Raw genomic sequence first — 14,877 nt, 5'->3', positions numbered from 1 at the left:
GTGGTCATTGCTTCTGCGTCAAGCCTCCCAGCTCGCCCATTTCTTGCCGATGAGGAAGAACAGCACGTAGATCAGGATGCCGAGCATCGACAGGATCAGCACCACGGCGAAGAATTGCGGCATCTGGATCATCGACGAATAGGTGGTCAGCCGGTTGCCGAGGCCGAAGCCACCGCCGACCATCTCGGCGCCGACGGCGGTGAGCAGGCCGAAGATGGCGCCGATCATCAGCCCGACCAGGATCATCGGCAGCGCCATCGGCGCGCGGATCTTCCAGAAGATCTGCAAGGTGCTGGCGCCATAGGACCGCGCCAGCGCGATCTTGGCGCTGTCGACGCGACGAAAGCCGGTGGCGGCATTGATCATCACCATCGGCCCGGCGGCCAGGGCCACCGCGATGACGCGCGGCGTGTAGCCGAAACCGAAACGCAGGATGAGCAGCGGCACCAGCGCCAGCATCGGCGTGGTGACCAGCAGCAATATATACGGCGCGACGATCTTTTCCGCGAATGGGAACTGGGTGATGACGGCGGCCAGCACCAGACCGACGGCGGCGCCGATGGCAAAGCCGGACACCAGCTCGACCAGCGTATAGCCGAGATGCGGCGCGATCAGCGGAAACTCGTCGAACAGCGCATAGGCGATCGAGCTCGGCGGCGGCATGATGTAGAGCGGCACATGGAACAGCCGCAACGCCAGTTCGATGCCGCCGATGATGATGACGGCGACGGCGAGAATGGCCGCCACCTCCTTGCCCGACTTGATGCCGGGGCCGCTGGCGAAGGCCGAGAGGTTGGTCAGGCTGACGTCTTGCCCATCGCCTGATTTCGACTTCGAAAATTCGGGAATGGCGTCGCTCACGGCCTGATCCTCACGATCTCGGCGCTCGGGCGCTCCGGCGCCTTCGGTCTGGTGCGCTCTCCGACAATGTCCATCTTGATCCGGTTGGTGAGGTCGAACACCTCCTTCGTCGCCATGATCTCCAGCGAGCGCGGCCGCGGGAACGGCACGCGGTATTCCTTGGCGACGCGGCCCGGCCGCGCGCTCAGCACCACGACGCGGTCGGAGAGGAAAATCGCTTCCTCGATCGAGTGGGTGATGAAGACGATGGTGGTCTTGGTGTCGAGCCAGATCTCCTCGACCAGCCGGTTCATCTCCTCGCGGGTAAAACTGTCGAGCGCGCCGAACGGCTCGTCCATCAAAAGCACCGAGGGTTTCAGCGCCAGCGCCCGCACGATCGCCGCCCGCTGCTGCATGCCGCCCGAAAGCTCGCGCGGGAATTTGCCGCCGAAACCGTCGAGGCCGACGCGGTTAAGCAGATGCGCGATCCAGGCGCGGTCCGGTTTTTCGCCCTTGATCTCGAAGGGGAAGCGGATGTTGGCGTCGAGGTTGCGCCAGGGCAGGAGGTTGGCTTCCTGGAAGACGATGCCGATATCGGGATGCGGCCCGGAAATCTCTTTGCCGTCGAGCTTGATCGCGCCGCTTGTCAGGCCGTGCAGCCCCGACATCGACCACAAAAGCGTGGTCTTGCCGCAACCGGACGGGCCGACGATCGAGACGATTTCATTGGCTCTGACGTCGAGGCTGCAGCGGTCCAGCGCCAAGAGGTCGCCGGACGCCGTGTGATAGATCTTGGTCGCTGCCTGCACGCCAAGCTTCGGCGTTGTTATCTCGCCCGCGTTCATCCGCCCCTCGGAGATTGCGTGATGATCCAAAGGTCATCAGACTGTCAAAAATCAGTGTGTAACTATCCTACTTTGCTGTCAAGCGTCGACGGCGGCGAGCATGGGACGAGAACCGACTGCTAGGCATAACTATCTGTATTGACGTGGTATTCTTTGCCTTGAAATTCGTGTTGCTTTCCTACATGATTTGGCAGGCGCACACGCGGATGCCTTGACGGCACGCATCGGTTGCAGCGCCGTCCTGCGCATGGAACGACAGCGTGCAAACATGATAAGAGGTCAGGTCGAAAACGGGCTAGGGAACACCGCCTTCATGACCAAAGCTGCCAGCCATCCGATCGCGCACGAAGAGGGAACCGGGGGCGAACCCGTCCGGCGCATTCCCGACATCATCTCGCTGGTCAAGGATTGCTACGGCGAATTGCGCCCGGCCGAACGCCGCGTCGCCGATGTCGTGCTCGAGAATGTCAAATATGCCGTCGATGCCTCCAACGCGGCGCTGGCTCAGCGCGCCGGCGTCAGCGAACCGACGGTGACCCGGTTCTGCCGCGCCATCGGCTGCGAGGGCGTGCGCGACTTCAAGCTGAAGCTGGCGCAGAGCCTCGTCGTCGGCGCGCTCTACCTGGACACGTCGCCGGCCAGGGAGAGCGACGCCGCCCTGCCGTTCTGGAACGCGGTGTTCGGCGAAGCGCGCCGGGCGCTGCAGGAAGCCGAGCGGCAGCTCGATCCGGGTGAGCTGGAAAAGGCCGCCGAGCTGATCGCCCGGGCCCGCCAGGTCACCGTGTTCGGGCTCGGCGGCAGCTCTTCGGCGCTGGCGCAGGAAACTCAGTACCGGCTGTTTCGCTATGGCATCTCGATCAGCGCCCAGTGCGACCCCTATTTGATGCGCATGACCGCCTCGACGCTGAAGCCCGGCGACCTGGTGATCGCCATCTCGGCGACCGGGCGCACGCGCGAGGTGATCGAGGCCGTCGAACTCGCCAAGCACTACCGTGCCAACGCGATCGCCGTGACGGCGCCCGATACCGAGCTCGCCCGCGCCTGCGACGTCAGGCTGACGGTTGCCGTGCCCGAATATCCCGACACGCTGAAGCCGACGGCCTCGCGCTTCGCCTTCCTGGCGATGATCGACCTCCTGGCGGTGGCGTCGGCCTACAAGCTCGACGGCCCGGCCCGCGAGACCGTGCGCCGCATCAAATACAACGCCCAGATCCACCGCACGGGCAAGGAAATGGAGCCGCTGGGAGACTAGCCCCTTCTCCCCGTCACTATACGAGGAGCCCCACTATACGAGGAGAAGGTGCCGGCAGGCGGATGAGGGGCAGCGCCGACTTCGACAGGTACGGTCCCAATACACGGATCGGACGTATGCAAGAGGGAAGAAATGCTCGAAAAGTCACCATCCAAACAGGCGGCCGCATGGCTTGGCTCGTTTTCGCAGGCGCTTGAATCCGGCGACCTGTCGGCCGCAAGCAACCTGTTCGTCGACGATTGCTATTGGCGCGACCTGCTGGCCTTCACCTGGAACGTCACGACGATGGAAGGCCGCGAGGCCATCGCAGACATGCTGACAGCAACGCTGGCGACCACGAAGCCTGGCGCGTGGCAGCTCACCGGCGAGGCAACCTCGGATGAAGGCACGATCGAGGCCTGGTTCACCTTCGAGACAGCGGCGGCCACGGGCCAAGGCATCATGCGGCTGCGCGACGGCCGCTGCCGTACCCTGTTCACGGCGATGACCGACTTGAAGGGACACGAGGAGCGCAAGGGCGCGGCGCGGCCGCTGGGCGTGCGCCACAAGGCGGACCCGGAACGCGAGACCTGGTCGGAAGCGCGGGCGCGTGAGGCGCGCGAGCTCGGCGTAACGGAGCAACCCTATTGCCTGGTCATCGGCGGCGGCCAGGGCGGCATCATGCTCGGCGCACGGCTGCGGCAGCTCGGCGTGCCGACCATCGTCATCGAGAAGAACGCGCGGCCGGGCGATTCCTGGCGCAACCGCTACCGCACGCTCGTGCTGCACGATCCGGTCTGGTACGACCATCTGCCCTACATACCGTTCCCCGACAACTGGCCCGTTTTCACGCCCAAGGACAAGATGGGCGACTGGCTGGAAATGTACACGCGCGTCATGGAGCTGAATTACTGGGTCGCCACCAGGTGCCTCAGCGCCAGCTACGACGAGGCGGAGAAAGAATGGACCGTGGTGGTCGACCGCGTCGGGCAGCGCATCACGCTGAAGCCGAAGCACATCGTCTTCGCCACCGGCGCCTACGGTCCGCCGCGCAAGATCGATCTGCCGGGTTCCGACCAGTTCAAGGGCGAGCTGCTGCATTCCAGCCAGTATGCCAGCGGCGAGAAATTCCGCGGCAAGAAGGTCGCCGTCATCGGCGCGGCCAGTTCCGGCCACGACGTCTGCGTCGATCTCTGGGAGAGCGGCGCCGACGTCACCATGATCCAGCGCTCGCCGACCACGGTGGTCAAGTCGGACACGCTGATGCAGGTCGGCTTCGAGATCTTCTCCGAGGACGCGCTGGCACGCGGCATCACCACCGAGAAAGCCGACATGATCGTCGCCGCGACGCCGTTCGCGCTGGTGCCCAAGGGCCAGCGCGCGCTCTACGACGTCATCCGCGCGCGCGACGCCGATTTCTACGAGCGTCTCGCCGCCTCCGGCTTCGCGCTCGATTTCGGCGACGACGAAACCGGCCTTTTGATGAAGGCCTATCGCACCGGCTCCGGCTATTACATCGACGTCGGCGCCTCGGACCTGATCATCGACGGCAAGGTCGGCATCCGCAGCGGCGTCGCGATAAAATCGCTGACGGCGAAAGGCATCCTGTTCGAGGACGGCAGCGAGCTCGAGGCCGACGCCATCGTCGCCTGCACCGGCTATCAGTCGATGAACGAGAATGTGGCGGCTCTCGTCTCGCGCGAGGTCGCCGACAAGGTCGGCCCCTGCTGGGGCCTCGGCTCCGGCGTCAAGGGCGACCCCGGCCCCTGGCAAGGCGAATTGCGCAATATGTGGAAGCCGACGGCGCAGGAAGCACTGTGGTTCCACGGCGGCAATCTCGCGCTGTCGCGCTTCTATTCGAAATATGTCGCGCTGCAGATCAAGGCACGAATGGAAGGGATCGAGACGCCGGTTTATGGGGCGCCGAGCAATTCGCGGCGGTGAGGCGGAAGCATGCTTCGGTGAGAGGTCGACCCCCACTCCGTCGAGCTTCGCTCGACACCTCTCCCCCGATCGACGGGGGAGAGGAAAGGCGCAAGTTCACCGACCTTGGCTCCCTTCCTCTCCCTCCGGAGGGGGGAGAGGTGGCTCGGCGAAGCCGAGACGGAGTGGGGGAAGCCGCTCGTCAATCGCGCAGCCTCCTCGATATCGGTTAATCCTACCGATGCCCGAAATGCCTGGCCGCCACCTCGACATGCGTATGGTTGGCATGGGCCACGAAGCGCTCGGTCTCGCCGACATCGTCGACCGCCTCGTTCGGCCACCAAATGCCGCCGACGACGATGCCTTCCGACACCAGCCGCTGGTCGGCGACCAGCGAGGCGCCGACCGCGTCGACGAAGGTGAAGCGGCCTAACCGCTGCCGCAGCACGGCCACGTCGCCGGCGGTGCCGATCGTCAGCGTGCCGAGGTCCGGCCGCGCGATCGCCCGCGCCGGCGCCTGCGTCGCGGCACGCAGAACCTCGACCAGCGGCATGCCGAGGGCCATCAGCTTCGACATGCAGACCAGTATGTCGAAGGCCGGCCCGTCGACGCAGTAGAGATGTACGTCGCTCGAGATGACGTCGGGCGCCAGCCCTTCGGCCAGCATGGCGCGGGCGACCTCGAAGTCGAACGAACCCATGCCATGGCCGAGATCGAAGATGACGCCGCGCTCGCGCGCCAGCCGCATGTCGGGCCGCACCGTGCCGGAGGCGAACACCGGCGCATTGGGGAAGGGCCGGAAGCAGTGGGTGAGGATGTCGCCCCGGCGCAGGCGCGGCAGCACTTCGGAGCGGCCGGGCGGTGGCTCGTCTATATGCGCCATCAGCGGCAGGCCGGCCTTGTCGGCGGCCTCCAGCGCCAGGTCGACCGGCGCGATGCCGCTTGTGCCGCCGGCATGCTTGCCGGAGCGAACCTTGACGCCGACGACGACGTCGGCGTGCTCGCGCACCACCGCCACCACCTCGCGCGGCTCGCAGAGACGGAGATCGCTGCATTCGCCGACCGACACCGTCTGCGAGAAGCCGAAAATGCCGGCAAAGGAAATGTTGACATAGGCCAGGATGCGCACCTTCGAACGCTCCATGACATGGCGGCGGAAGCCCAGGAAATTGCCCGCGCCCGCGCTGCCGGCGTCGATGAAGGTGGTGGTGCCGCTCTTGGCGGCGAGCCTGTCGGCGTCGACACCGAGCGAAGTGCCGCCCCAATAGACGTGGCTGTGCAGGTCGACGAGGCCCGGCGCGACGATGCAACCGGTGGCGTCGACCACCTGGGCGGCGCTGGTCGCGGGGATGTCGGCGTCGATCGCGGCGACGCGGCCATTGGCGATGGCGACATCGCGCGGCGCATCGATGCCGGCCGCCGGGTCGATCAGCCGTCCGCCCTTCACGAGGAGGTCGAATTGCATTGTTGGAACCTCCGATTGGCCGAATTGCCGTCTCAGGCCGGTCTGTAGGCGACAGCCTCGACTTCGATCTTGATGTCGATCATCAGCCGCGATTCGACCGTGGTGCGGGCCGGCGGATTTTTCGGAAAATGCCTGGCATAGACAGCGTTGAAGGCGCCGAAGTCACGCGCGTCCTCGAGCCAGACGGTGGTCTTGACCACGTCGTCCATCGTGCAGCCGGCGAGCGCCAATGCGGCCTTCACATTGGCCAGCACCTGCTCGGTCTGCTCCGTGATGCCGCCCTTGACCAGGATGCCGTCGCCGCCGACCGGAACCTGGCCCGAGACGAAGACAAAATCGCCGGCCCGCACGGCGGGCGACAGCGGCACGTGGGATGTTCCGAAAGTCTGCTTGGGCAAGGGACGGCTCCTCCGATGACATGGCCGGACACCGAGGTGGCGCCCGCTTTGCGACGAGGTTTACCGCGATCGCGGCAATCCCGATAGAGGCCCTTGTTGGAAAGCAACATTGTTCGAAATCCGTGTTGCTTTATTACAGAAGCGCTTGCATCGTGCACGTTGCCGGACGGGCTCGACGCCACGACGGACAGACGCCCTCGCTAAACCGGAGACCCCGAGAATGACTTTCGACAAGAACCCGTTCCCTCCCGGCGACGCAGACCGTCACGCGGTGTGGGAGATGCTGGTGCGGCGCGACATCGACGCCTTCATCGGCCAGGACTGGGCCATGGTCGAGGACGATTTCATCGCCGAAAGCTTCTTCGGCATGCATGCGCATTTCCTGGCCAATGCCGATGCCTGGCGGCTGCAATTCCCGCGGCTGGAGATTTATCGCGACGAGTGGCTGCGCCAGGCCAAGGAAACGGCGGCGACCAAATTCGCCGAGCCGCTGCGCGAGGCACTGTTTCGCGTTACCAATCTGCGCGACATCGATGTCGACGGCGACCGCGCCGTGCTGCACAAGAAGTTCGACGGCAGCGTCGCCAAGGCGGATGGCAGCGTCGACCGGCTGAAATGGCAGACGCTGTATTTCTGCCGAAAGGTCGGCGCGAGCTGGAAGATAGCCGGCTTCGTCGGCTACATGCCTTACCCGCTGGGAAGCTAGTTTCGATTTCCATGAATGACCATCGACAGTCGCGATGGCCGATCAGCCGCGCAAATTGCGTGGCGAGCTGTTCAGTACAGCGTGATGAAGGCCGGGAACAGCACGCCTGTCTCCCTGAAATACTCGATCAGCTCGATGGCCGGGAAGATGGCGAGGAAATAGAGCCCGTCGAAAAAGGTGCGCCTCAGCGCCCGGGTCGAGAACCGCAGCTCGTCATTGTCGTGGTAGAGCAGCGGGTTTGGCCAGAACCTGGGCGTCGCCTTGATGTAGGCGCTGTAGGCCGGACCGAACTTGCCCAGGAGATATTCGGCTTCCTTGCGCGCCGTGACACGGAAGATCAGGAAGCTGGCGACGCCAAGCGCGGCGGCGGCCACCAGCGAGCCGTAGAGCAGGCCGATGCCGACCGCGCCGACCGTCGAGAAGAAGTAGAGCGGGTTCTGGCTCATCGAGAATGGTCCCGTCGAGACCAGCTCTTCATTCTTCTTGCCGCCGACATAGAGGATGCTCCACAGCCGGCCGGCGACGCAGCCGAGCACCAGGCAGAAGCCGAGGAATTCGAGCGTTTCGTGGCCGTTCGAGCCTTCGCTGAGCGCCGGTTTGGTCAGGAACAGCAGCAGCACCGCCAGCACCGCCGCGACCCGGATGAATATCAGCCGCTTGCGCTGGTCGAAAGCCTGTGAAACCGGCTTGAGGGAAGCGTAGGTCATTTTTGCGTTTTCCTGGGCACTCTAGTGCAGGCCCGGCCACTGGGGCACGCCATTGATGGCGGATACAAGGCGTTCATCCTCTATCAGCGCATCGCGAGGCATTCGTAAAGGCCTTTTGAGCCAGCCACCGCCATCCTTACGAATTTGTATGGCGCCGGACAGGCTGGTGAGAAGTCGCTTGCCTATCATCCGAATGCCGGATCGCTTCCGCCGCCGGCGCAACCATCGGCATCGGGACATCAGCCATGCTCGCACCCCACACACACCCCACACCGAGCCAAAACAGGGTGCCGGACGTCACCCTCGACTTCTGGCTGGTCAAGCTGATGGCGGTGACCATGGGCGAGACGGCGGCGGACTATCTCGCCGTCAACCTCGGCCTCGGCTTGACTGTCACCTCGCTGATCATGACCGGCGTGCTGGTCGTCGCCCTCGCTCTGCAGTTCGCGCACAAACGCTACGTGCCGTGGGCCTACTGGCTGGCGGTGGTGCTGATCAGCGTCGTCGGCACGTTGATCACCGACAACCTCGTCGATAATTTCGGCGTGCGCCTGCAGACCACGACGATCGCCTTTTCCGTTGTGCTCGCGGCGACATTCGCGGTCTGGTACGCGAGCGAACGGACGCTTTCGATCCACACCATCTTCACGACCAGGCGCGAGATCTTCTACTGGCTGGCGATTCTCTTCACCTTCTCGCTGGGAACCGCCGCCGGCGATCTGGTCGCCGAAACTTTCGACATTGGCTATCTGACCACGGGCCTGCTGTTCGGCGGCGTCATCGCGCTCATCGCGCTCGCCTGGTATCTCATCCATCTGGATGCCATCCTGGCCTTCTGGCTCGCCTATATACTGACGCGTCCGCTGGGTGCCTCCTTCGGCGATTGGCTGTCGCAGCCAGCCGAATATGCCGGCCTCGGTCTCGGCACCACCTACACCAGCCTGATCTTCCTCGGCTGCATCATTGCGCTCGTTCTCTACATGACGCTCAGGAATAATGCCGATGAGATGGACGACATCCTGCTGGATTCGGAGTGAGCCGCAGGCGGGTGCCGCAGGCGTGGCCGGTTGGCGACCATCCTAGGAACGGGAGCAGGCCGGTGATAGCCTGTCCCGGATACCGGCAGCCAGGGAACAGCGATGCGGCTACTTCTCGTCGAGGACGACCACAGGACGGCGGACTATATCGTGCGCGGCCTGACCGAGGCCGGCCATGTCTGCGACCTCCTGCGCAATGGCCATGACGGGCTTTTCGCCGCCACCGGCGGCGGCTACGACGTGATCGTCGCCGATCGGATGATCCCGGGCCTCGACGGCCTGTCTATGGTCAAGGCCGTCCGCGCCGCCGGCGGGCGCACGCCGGCGATCTTCCTCACCTCCGTCGGCGGCATCGACGACCGCGTCGAGGGGCTCGAGGCCGGCGGCGACGACTATCTGGTCAAGCCCTTCGCCTTTTCCGAGCTGCTTGCCCGCATCAACGCGCTCGGCCGGCGGCCGGCCGCGCAGGAGCAGAAGACCGTTCTGCGGGTCGCCGACCTCGAAATGGACCTGATCATGCGGCGCGTCGTCAGGCAGGGCCAGCCGATCGACCTGCAGCCGAGGGAGTTCAGCCTGCTCGAGGTGCTGATGCGCGGCGAGGGCCGCGTCATCACCCGCACCATGCTGCTGGAGCGGGTCTGGGATTTCCACTTCGACCCCAAGACCAGCGTCGTCGAAACCCATATCAGCCGCTTGCGGACCAAGGTCGACAAGCCGTTCGGTACCCAGCTCATCCACACCATCCGCAACACCGGCTACAGCCTGCACGCGCCGCTCTCCCAGTGATCGCGACCTTCCCATGACCGCGAACTTCCCATGACGGCGACTTTCCGATGACCGTGACCCGGACCCGCCTGCTGCGCAGCACGCCATTCCGGCTTGCCCTGACGTTCGCCTTCCTGTTCATGCTGGCCTTCGTGCTGGCGGGCGCCATCGTCTACCAGATGATGAGCGCCGACCTTGCCGAGCAGCTCGACGACACCATCAGCGAGACCTATGCCGTCATCGCCGCGACCTATGCCGACAAGGATCTCAGGGAGTTGGTGGAGACCGTCGAAAACCACTCCGCGCGCAGCCCTGGGAAGGAGCAGCTCTTTTCGCTGACCGACGCCGTCGGCAACCGTATTGCGGGCAACTTCACCGCGGCGGGGCTTCCCGACGGTTTCTCGATGTTCGGCGCCGAAATGCCGGGCCTGCCGCCGGACACCGAATACCGGGCCTATTCCGGTCCGGTCGGCGCCAACACTTTGACCATCGCCTTCAGCCTCTCCGAGACCGAGGAGCTGGAAACGATCATGCTGATGAGCTTCGGCTGGGCGACGCTGATCATCACCGGCCTGGCCGTCGCCGGCGGCGCCCTGCTCGCCTCGCGTGTCCAGCGCCGTCTCGACGGCATTGCCGCCACGATGGTCGACGTTTCGCATGGCCGCCTCGACACCCGCATCCCGCTGACCGGCAAGGACGACGACATCGACATCGTCTCCGGCCAGGTCAACGCCGCGCTCGACCGGCTGGCGGCGCTGGTCGAAGGCATGAAGCAGGTCAGCGCCGACATCGCGCATGATTTGAAGACGCCGCTCAACCGCCTGCAGATGATACTGGAGAGCGCCGCCGACAAGGCCGCACGGCGCCAGGACGTCTCCGACGATCTGGCCGACGCGCGCGCCGAGGGCCACCAGATCAACGAGACCTTCGACGCGCTGCTGCGCATCGCCCAGATCGAGGCCGGCGCGCGCAAGGCGCGCTTCACCGATGTCGCTCTCGGCGAGGTCCTCGAGACGATCGCCGATATCTACGCCGACGTGGCCGAGGACGACGGGAAGGTGCTGTCGTCAGAGGAACTGAGCGACACGGCGGACCGCATTCATGGCGACCGTGAGCTGTTGACGCAGATGTTCGCCAATCTGGTCGAGAACGCGCTGCGCCATTGCCCTCCCGGCACATCCATCCAACTCTCGGTGACGCGCCGGGACGGCCGCGTGCTTGCCGGCGTCGCCGACAATGGCCCCGGCATTCCCGCCGGCGAGCGCGAAAAAGTGTTCCAGCGTCTCTACCGGCTGGACCACAGCCGCTCGACCCCCGGCAGCGGCCTCGGCCTCAGCCTTGTCCGTGCCATCGCCGAGCTGCACGGCGCGACCATTGCGCTCGAGGACTGCCGGCCCGGTCTGGCCGTGGTGGTGAGCTTTCCCCTGGCGAGGGGTTAGCCGGCAAAATTGCCTGGGCTGGCAAATACCAGATTGAGGATCCAATTCACCTGTCGATCCGTGTCGACAAAATAATCGACGACGATGTCCGCTCCACCCCCTCCATGGCGCCGATCTGGTCGAGCAGCGTGTCGAGGTCGCGGATCGATGGTGCGTCGACGATGACGATCATGTCGAAATTGCCGCTGACGGAGTGCAGCGTCCTGACCGGCGGCAGCGCCTGCAGGCTGCGCACCACCTTGTCGGCGAGCTTCGGCGTGACGGTGAGCAGCACATGCGCCCTGACCAGCCCCTGCTCATAGTCCGGCGCCAGCCGGACGCCATAGCCGGTGATGATGCCGCGCTGCTCCAGCCGCTCGATCCGGCTTTGCACCGTCGTGCGCGACACGCCGAGCCGACGCGCCAGGTCCGCCGTCGAGGCGCGTGCGTTGGCGCGCAGCAGCGAGAGCAGGGCTTGTTCGGCATCACTGAGCATTTCGACGAAGCCTTTCGGCAGATCGATAAAAGATAGGGTTCACTTTGCAGAATTCCACGCTTCCTTTCGACAGGCAAGCTGCGATGGTTTTTGGGAAACGCAGATCGCAGGGGAATTTGAACATGAACAAGATCATTATCGTCGGGGCCGGCAAGATCGGCTCGACCATCGCCGAAATGCTTGCCGCGACGGGCGACTATCAGGTCACTCTCCTCGACCGCTCGGCGGCGCAGCTCGCCGCGGCGGAAGTCCCCGCCGGCGTCGAGACGCTGGAACTCGACATCGCGGCGCCCGGTGCGCTTGAAGCCGCGCTCGCCGGCAAGTTCGCGGTGCTAAGCGCCGCCCCCTTCCACCTCACCACGCGCATCGCCGAGGCGGCGGCCAGCGCCGGCGTGCATTATCTCGATCTCACCGAGGATGTCGTCTCAACCCGGCGCGTCAAGGAACTGGCCCGCTCCGCCAAGAGCGCCTTCATCCCGCAATGCGGGCTGGCGCCCGGCTTCATCTCGATCGTCGCCAACGATCTCGCCAGCCGCTTCGACACGCTGGAAAGCGTGCGCATGCGCGTCGGCGCGCTGCCGCAATACCCGTCCAACGCGCTGAACTACAATCTGACCTGGAGCACCGACGGCGTCATCAACGAATATTGCGAGCCTTGCGAGGCGATCGTCGAGGGCGAGCTGGTCGAAGTGCCGCCGCTGGAGGAGCGCGAGGAGTTTTCGCTCGACGGCGTCACCTACGAGGCGTTCAACACCTCCGGTGGACTGGGCACCTTGGCCGAGACGCTGAAGGGCAAGGTACGCACGCTGAACTACCGCACCATCCGCTATCCCGGCCACGCCGCGATCATGAAGGCGCTGCTCAACGACCTTGGGCTGCGCCACCGCCGCGACGTGCTGAAGGACATTTTCGAAAGCGCCCTGCCGGCGACGCTGCAGGACGTGGTCATCGTCTTCGTCACCGTCTCGGGCCGCAGGAACGGCCGCCTGCTGCAGGAGACCTACGCCAACAAGATCTATTCCCGGCGCATCGGCCAGACGGTGCGCAGCGCCATCCAGATCACCACCGCGTCTGGCATCTGCGCCGTGCTCGACATGCTGGCGGACGGATCGCTGCCGGCGACCGGCTTCGTCAAGCAGGAGGAAATCGCGCTCGACGCCTTCCTCGCCAACCGCTTCGGCCGCGCCTATGCCCAGCATGAAATGGTAAGCCGGCTGGCGGGGTGAGCGCCGGCGCCTTTCCTCTCCCCCGTCGACCGGGGGAGAGGTGTCGAGCGAAGCTCGACGGAGTGGGGGTCGACCTGGCTCGGGCTTGTTATTTCAAGCCGGGGTGATGCCTCGTCCTGACTGATTGAGGCTTGTGATGAGTTTTCAGCGGCGGTGCGTCTGAGGACCGGCTTCCCCCACTCCGTCGCTGCTTCGCAGCGCCACCTCTCCCCCCTCCGGAGGGAGAGGAAAGGAGCCTGGGGCAATCGAGCAACTCCTCCCCCTTTACGCCTGACGCGGGAGAGGGGGAGCTCTAAATATGCAGCGCGTGGCCCAGCGCCTTGAGCGCGGCTTCCTGAAACCCTTCGCCTTGCGTCGGGTGGGCATGGATCGTCCCTGCGATGTCCTCCAACCTGGCGCCCATCTCCAGCGCCAGCCCAAACACCGCCGACAGTTCCGACACACCCTGACCGACGGCCTGGATGCCGAGCACCAGGTGATTGTCGGCGCGCGCCACGACGCGGACGAACCCGTCTTCGCCGAGCTTGGTCATGGCGCGGCCATTGGCGGCGAAGGGGAACAGGCCGATCTTGATCTCGCCGCCCTGCGCCTTGGCCTCTTCGGGCGACAGACCCGCCGTCACCAGCTCGGGATCGGTGAAGCAGACGGCCGGGATCGAGCGCTTGTCCCAGCCGCGCTTGTGGCCGGCGACGATCTCCGCGACCATTTCGCCTTGCGCCATCGCCCGGTGCGCCAGCATCGGCTCCCCGGTGACGTCACCGATGGCGAAGACGCCGCGCATCGAGGTCCGGCACTGGTCGTCGATCCGTATGAACTTTCCGGCCCTGTCGAGATCGATCTGGTCGAGTCCCCAGCCTTCCGTCACCGGCTTGCGGCCGACCGTCACCAGCACCTTGTCCGCGGCGACCTTGGTCCTCTTGCCATCCGATGTCTCGACCAGCAGGGCATCGCCGTCTGTCGACAGCCCTTTGGCCTTGGCGCCCAGCATCACCTCGACGCCCAGCGCGGAGAGCCGCTTGACGACAGGCCGGGTCAGCTCCGCGTCATGCTGCGCCAGCACGCGCGGCAAGGCTTCGACCACGGTGACCCCCGCACCCATCTTGGCGAAGGCCATGCCGAGTTCGAGCCCGATATAGCCGCCACCGACGACAGCGATTTTCTTGGGAACCTCACTCAGGGCCAGCGCGTCGGTGGACGAGATCACAGGCCCGCCGAAGGGAAGAAAAGACAACTCGACCGGCGCCGAGCCGGTGGCGATCACGATCGTCTCGGCCCGGATCACCTGGCTTCCGGTCTCGGTCTCGACCTCGACGGTCTTGCCATCGCGAAACCTCGCCCAGCCATGCACGGTCTTCACCCCGGCTTTCTTCAGCAGGCCGGCGACACCGCTGTTGAGCCGGCTGACGATCCCGTCCTTCCAGGCGATGGTCCTGGCCAGATCGAGCACCGGTGCGGTGACCGAAATGCCGAGCGGGCTGTTGCCGCCGGCCATGTGCGAGACCTTCTCGAACTCCTCCGCCGCATGGATCAGCGCCTTGGACGGGATGCAGCCGACATTGAGGCAGGTGCCGCCGGGCTTCGCAACCTCGACAATCACGGTGTCGACGCCGAGCTGCCCGGCGCGGATGGCGCAGACATAACCCCCCGGACCGGCGCCGATGACCAGCAGCTTGCAGGAGATTTCCTTCATGTTGGCAGCTTCCTTGTCGTGAGAGCCGTCAACGTCCTCCCATCCAACCCAGCGCTGCCCCTCATCCGCCTGCCAATCCCTTCTCCCCGTATAGTGACGGGGAGAAGGGATTGGCCGCGATGTTGGCGCC

At 65.2% G+C, this 14,877-nt stretch carries 14 protein-coding genes; 7 read left to right on the top strand and 7 right to left on the bottom strand.

Annotation, left to right across the window (positions count from 1 at the left end):
* Positions 1-18 precede the first annotated feature (18 nt).
* Together LB555_RS09580 and LB555_RS09575 are read right to left on the bottom strand one after the other, a co-directional pair.
* A complete protein-coding gene (locus LB555_RS09580) occupies positions 19-861 on the bottom strand; it encodes an ABC transporter permease (protein ID WP_224682770.1) in 843 nt (280 codons plus the stop codon).
* Positions 858-1,685 (bottom strand): ABC transporter ATP-binding protein, encoded by an 828-nt coding sequence (locus LB555_RS09575; RefSeq protein ID WP_140618202.1) that lies wholly within the window; start codon positions 1,683-1,685, stop codon positions 858-860. The genes LB555_RS09580 and LB555_RS09575 overlap by 4 nt, the downstream gene beginning before the upstream one ends.
* A 313-nt stretch (positions 1,686-1,998) precedes the next feature.
* Here LB555_RS09575 and LB555_RS09570 point away from each other — a divergent pair, with 313 nt between their 5' ends.
* On the top strand, positions 1,999-2,937 hold the full coding sequence (locus LB555_RS09570) for a MurR/RpiR family transcriptional regulator (protein WP_224682769.1): 939 nt from the start codon (positions 1,999-2,001) through the stop codon (positions 2,935-2,937).
* 132 nt (positions 2,938-3,069) lie between these two features.
* Positions 3,070-4,860, top strand: coding sequence for an NAD(P)/FAD-dependent oxidoreductase (locus LB555_RS09565; RefSeq protein WP_224682768.1), 1,791 nt, complete (start codon positions 3,070-3,072; stop codon positions 4,858-4,860).
* A gap of 214 nt (positions 4,861-5,074) precedes the next feature.
* Here the strand turns inward: LB555_RS09565 and LB555_RS09560 are convergent, their stop codons facing one another.
* Both LB555_RS09560 and LB555_RS09555 read right to left on the bottom strand, forming a co-directional pair.
* A complete protein-coding gene (locus LB555_RS09560; RefSeq protein ID WP_224682767.1) occupies positions 5,075-6,304 on the bottom strand; it encodes an amidohydrolase/deacetylase family metallohydrolase in 1,230 nt (409 codons plus the stop codon).
* A 32-nt stretch (positions 6,305-6,336) separates the two neighbouring features.
* The gene (locus LB555_RS09555; RefSeq protein WP_224682766.1) at positions 6,337-6,702 is read right to left on the bottom strand and encodes a RidA family protein; all 366 of its coding nucleotides are present in this window, start codon (positions 6,700-6,702) and stop codon (positions 6,337-6,339) included.
* Positions 6,703-6,922: 220 nt separating this feature from the next.
* On the opposite strand from LB555_RS09555, the gene LB555_RS09550 reads away from it, so the two are divergent.
* Positions 6,923-7,408: a hypothetical protein gene (locus LB555_RS09550; RefSeq protein ID WP_224682765.1), complete on the top strand. Its 486-nt coding sequence runs from the start codon at positions 6,923-6,925 to the stop codon at positions 7,406-7,408.
* 71 nt (positions 7,409-7,479) lie between these two features.
* Here the strand turns inward: LB555_RS09550 and LB555_RS09545 are convergent, their stop codons facing one another.
* On the bottom strand, positions 7,480-8,115 hold the full coding sequence (locus LB555_RS09545; RefSeq protein ID WP_140719602.1) for a methyltransferase family protein: 636 nt from the start codon (positions 8,113-8,115) through the stop codon (positions 7,480-7,482).
* Between the two features lie 245 nt (positions 8,116-8,360).
* Between LB555_RS09545 and LB555_RS09540 the strand changes: the two genes are divergently transcribed.
* The 3 genes from LB555_RS09540 (at position 8,361) to LB555_RS09530 (ending at position 11,356) form a co-directional block, all read left to right on the top strand.
* On the top strand, positions 8,361-9,152 hold the full coding sequence (locus LB555_RS09540) for a hypothetical protein (protein WP_140719600.1): 792 nt from the start codon (positions 8,361-8,363) through the stop codon (positions 9,150-9,152).
* Positions 9,153-9,254: 102 nt separating this feature from the next.
* Complete coding sequence (locus LB555_RS09535) at positions 9,255-9,938, top strand: winged helix-turn-helix domain-containing protein (protein WP_224682764.1); 684 nt, start codon at positions 9,255-9,257, stop codon at positions 9,936-9,938.
* 47 nt (positions 9,939-9,985) lie between these two features.
* Positions 9,986-11,356, top strand: coding sequence for a sensor histidine kinase (locus LB555_RS09530; protein ID WP_224588260.1), 1,371 nt, complete (start codon positions 9,986-9,988; stop codon positions 11,354-11,356).
* Between the two features lie 46 nt (positions 11,357-11,402).
* Here LB555_RS09530 and LB555_RS09525 read toward each other — a convergent pair whose 3' ends face one another.
* Positions 11,403-11,831 carry an Lrp/AsnC family transcriptional regulator gene (locus tag LB555_RS09525; RefSeq protein WP_224588259.1) on the bottom strand — a complete coding sequence of 143 codons (429 nt, stop codon included), beginning with the start codon at positions 11,829-11,831 and terminating at the stop codon, positions 11,403-11,405.
* A 44-nt stretch (positions 11,832-11,875) separates the two neighbouring features.
* On the opposite strand from LB555_RS09525, the gene LB555_RS09520 reads away from it, so the two are divergent.
* Positions 11,876-13,057 carry a saccharopine dehydrogenase C-terminal domain-containing protein gene (locus tag LB555_RS09520; protein WP_411970760.1) on the top strand — a complete coding sequence of 394 codons (1,182 nt, stop codon included), beginning with the start codon at positions 11,876-11,878 and terminating at the stop codon, positions 13,055-13,057.
* Between the two features lie 292 nt (positions 13,058-13,349).
* Here LB555_RS09520 and lpdA read toward each other — a convergent pair whose 3' ends face one another.
* Complete coding sequence (lpdA, locus tag LB555_RS09515; RefSeq protein ID WP_224682762.1) at positions 13,350-14,747, bottom strand: dihydrolipoyl dehydrogenase; 1,398 nt, start codon at positions 14,745-14,747, stop codon at positions 13,350-13,352.
* Positions 14,748-14,877 lie beyond the last annotated feature (130 nt).

Origin of the sequence: Mesorhizobium sp. BR-1-1-10, from assembly GCF_020165595.1 — a bacterium.
Taxonomy (GTDB): domain Bacteria; phylum Pseudomonadota; class Alphaproteobacteria; order Rhizobiales; family Rhizobiaceae; genus Mesorhizobium; species Mesorhizobium australicum.
This window is presented reverse-complemented; position numbering and strand designations above follow the sequence as displayed.

Coding starts and splice junctions, on each gene's coding strand:
- LB555_RS09575 (WP_140618202.1), bottom strand. CDS start 1,685: ATGAACGCGGGCGAGATAACAACGCCGAAGCTTGGCGTGCAGGCAGCG.
- LB555_RS09570 (WP_224682769.1), top strand. CDS start 1,999: ATGACCAAAGCTGCCAGCCATCCGATCGCGCACGAAGAGGGAACCGGG.
- LB555_RS09565 (WP_224682768.1), top strand. CDS start 3,070: ATGCTCGAAAAGTCACCATCCAAACAGGCGGCCGCATGGCTTGGCTCG.
- LB555_RS09560 (WP_224682767.1), bottom strand. CDS start 6,304: ATGCAATTCGACCTCCTCGTGAAGGGCGGACGGCTGATCGACCCGGCG.
- LB555_RS09550 (WP_224682765.1), top strand. CDS start 6,923: ATGACTTTCGACAAGAACCCGTTCCCTCCCGGCGACGCAGACCGTCAC.
- LB555_RS09545 (WP_140719602.1), bottom strand. CDS start 8,115: ATGACCTACGCTTCCCTCAAGCCGGTTTCACAGGCTTTCGACCAGCGC.
- LB555_RS09540 (WP_140719600.1), top strand. CDS start 8,361: ATGCTCGCACCCCACACACACCCCACACCGAGCCAAAACAGGGTGCCG.
- LB555_RS09535 (WP_224682764.1), top strand. CDS start 9,255: ATGCGGCTACTTCTCGTCGAGGACGACCACAGGACGGCGGACTATATC.
- LB555_RS09530 (WP_224588260.1), top strand. CDS start 9,986: ATGACCGTGACCCGGACCCGCCTGCTGCGCAGCACGCCATTCCGGCTT.
- LB555_RS09525 (WP_224588259.1), bottom strand. CDS start 11,831: ATGCTCAGTGATGCCGAACAAGCCCTGCTCTCGCTGCTGCGCGCCAAC.
- lpdA (WP_224682762.1), bottom strand. CDS start 14,747: ATGAAGGAAATCTCCTGCAAGCTGCTGGTCATCGGCGCCGGTCCGGGG.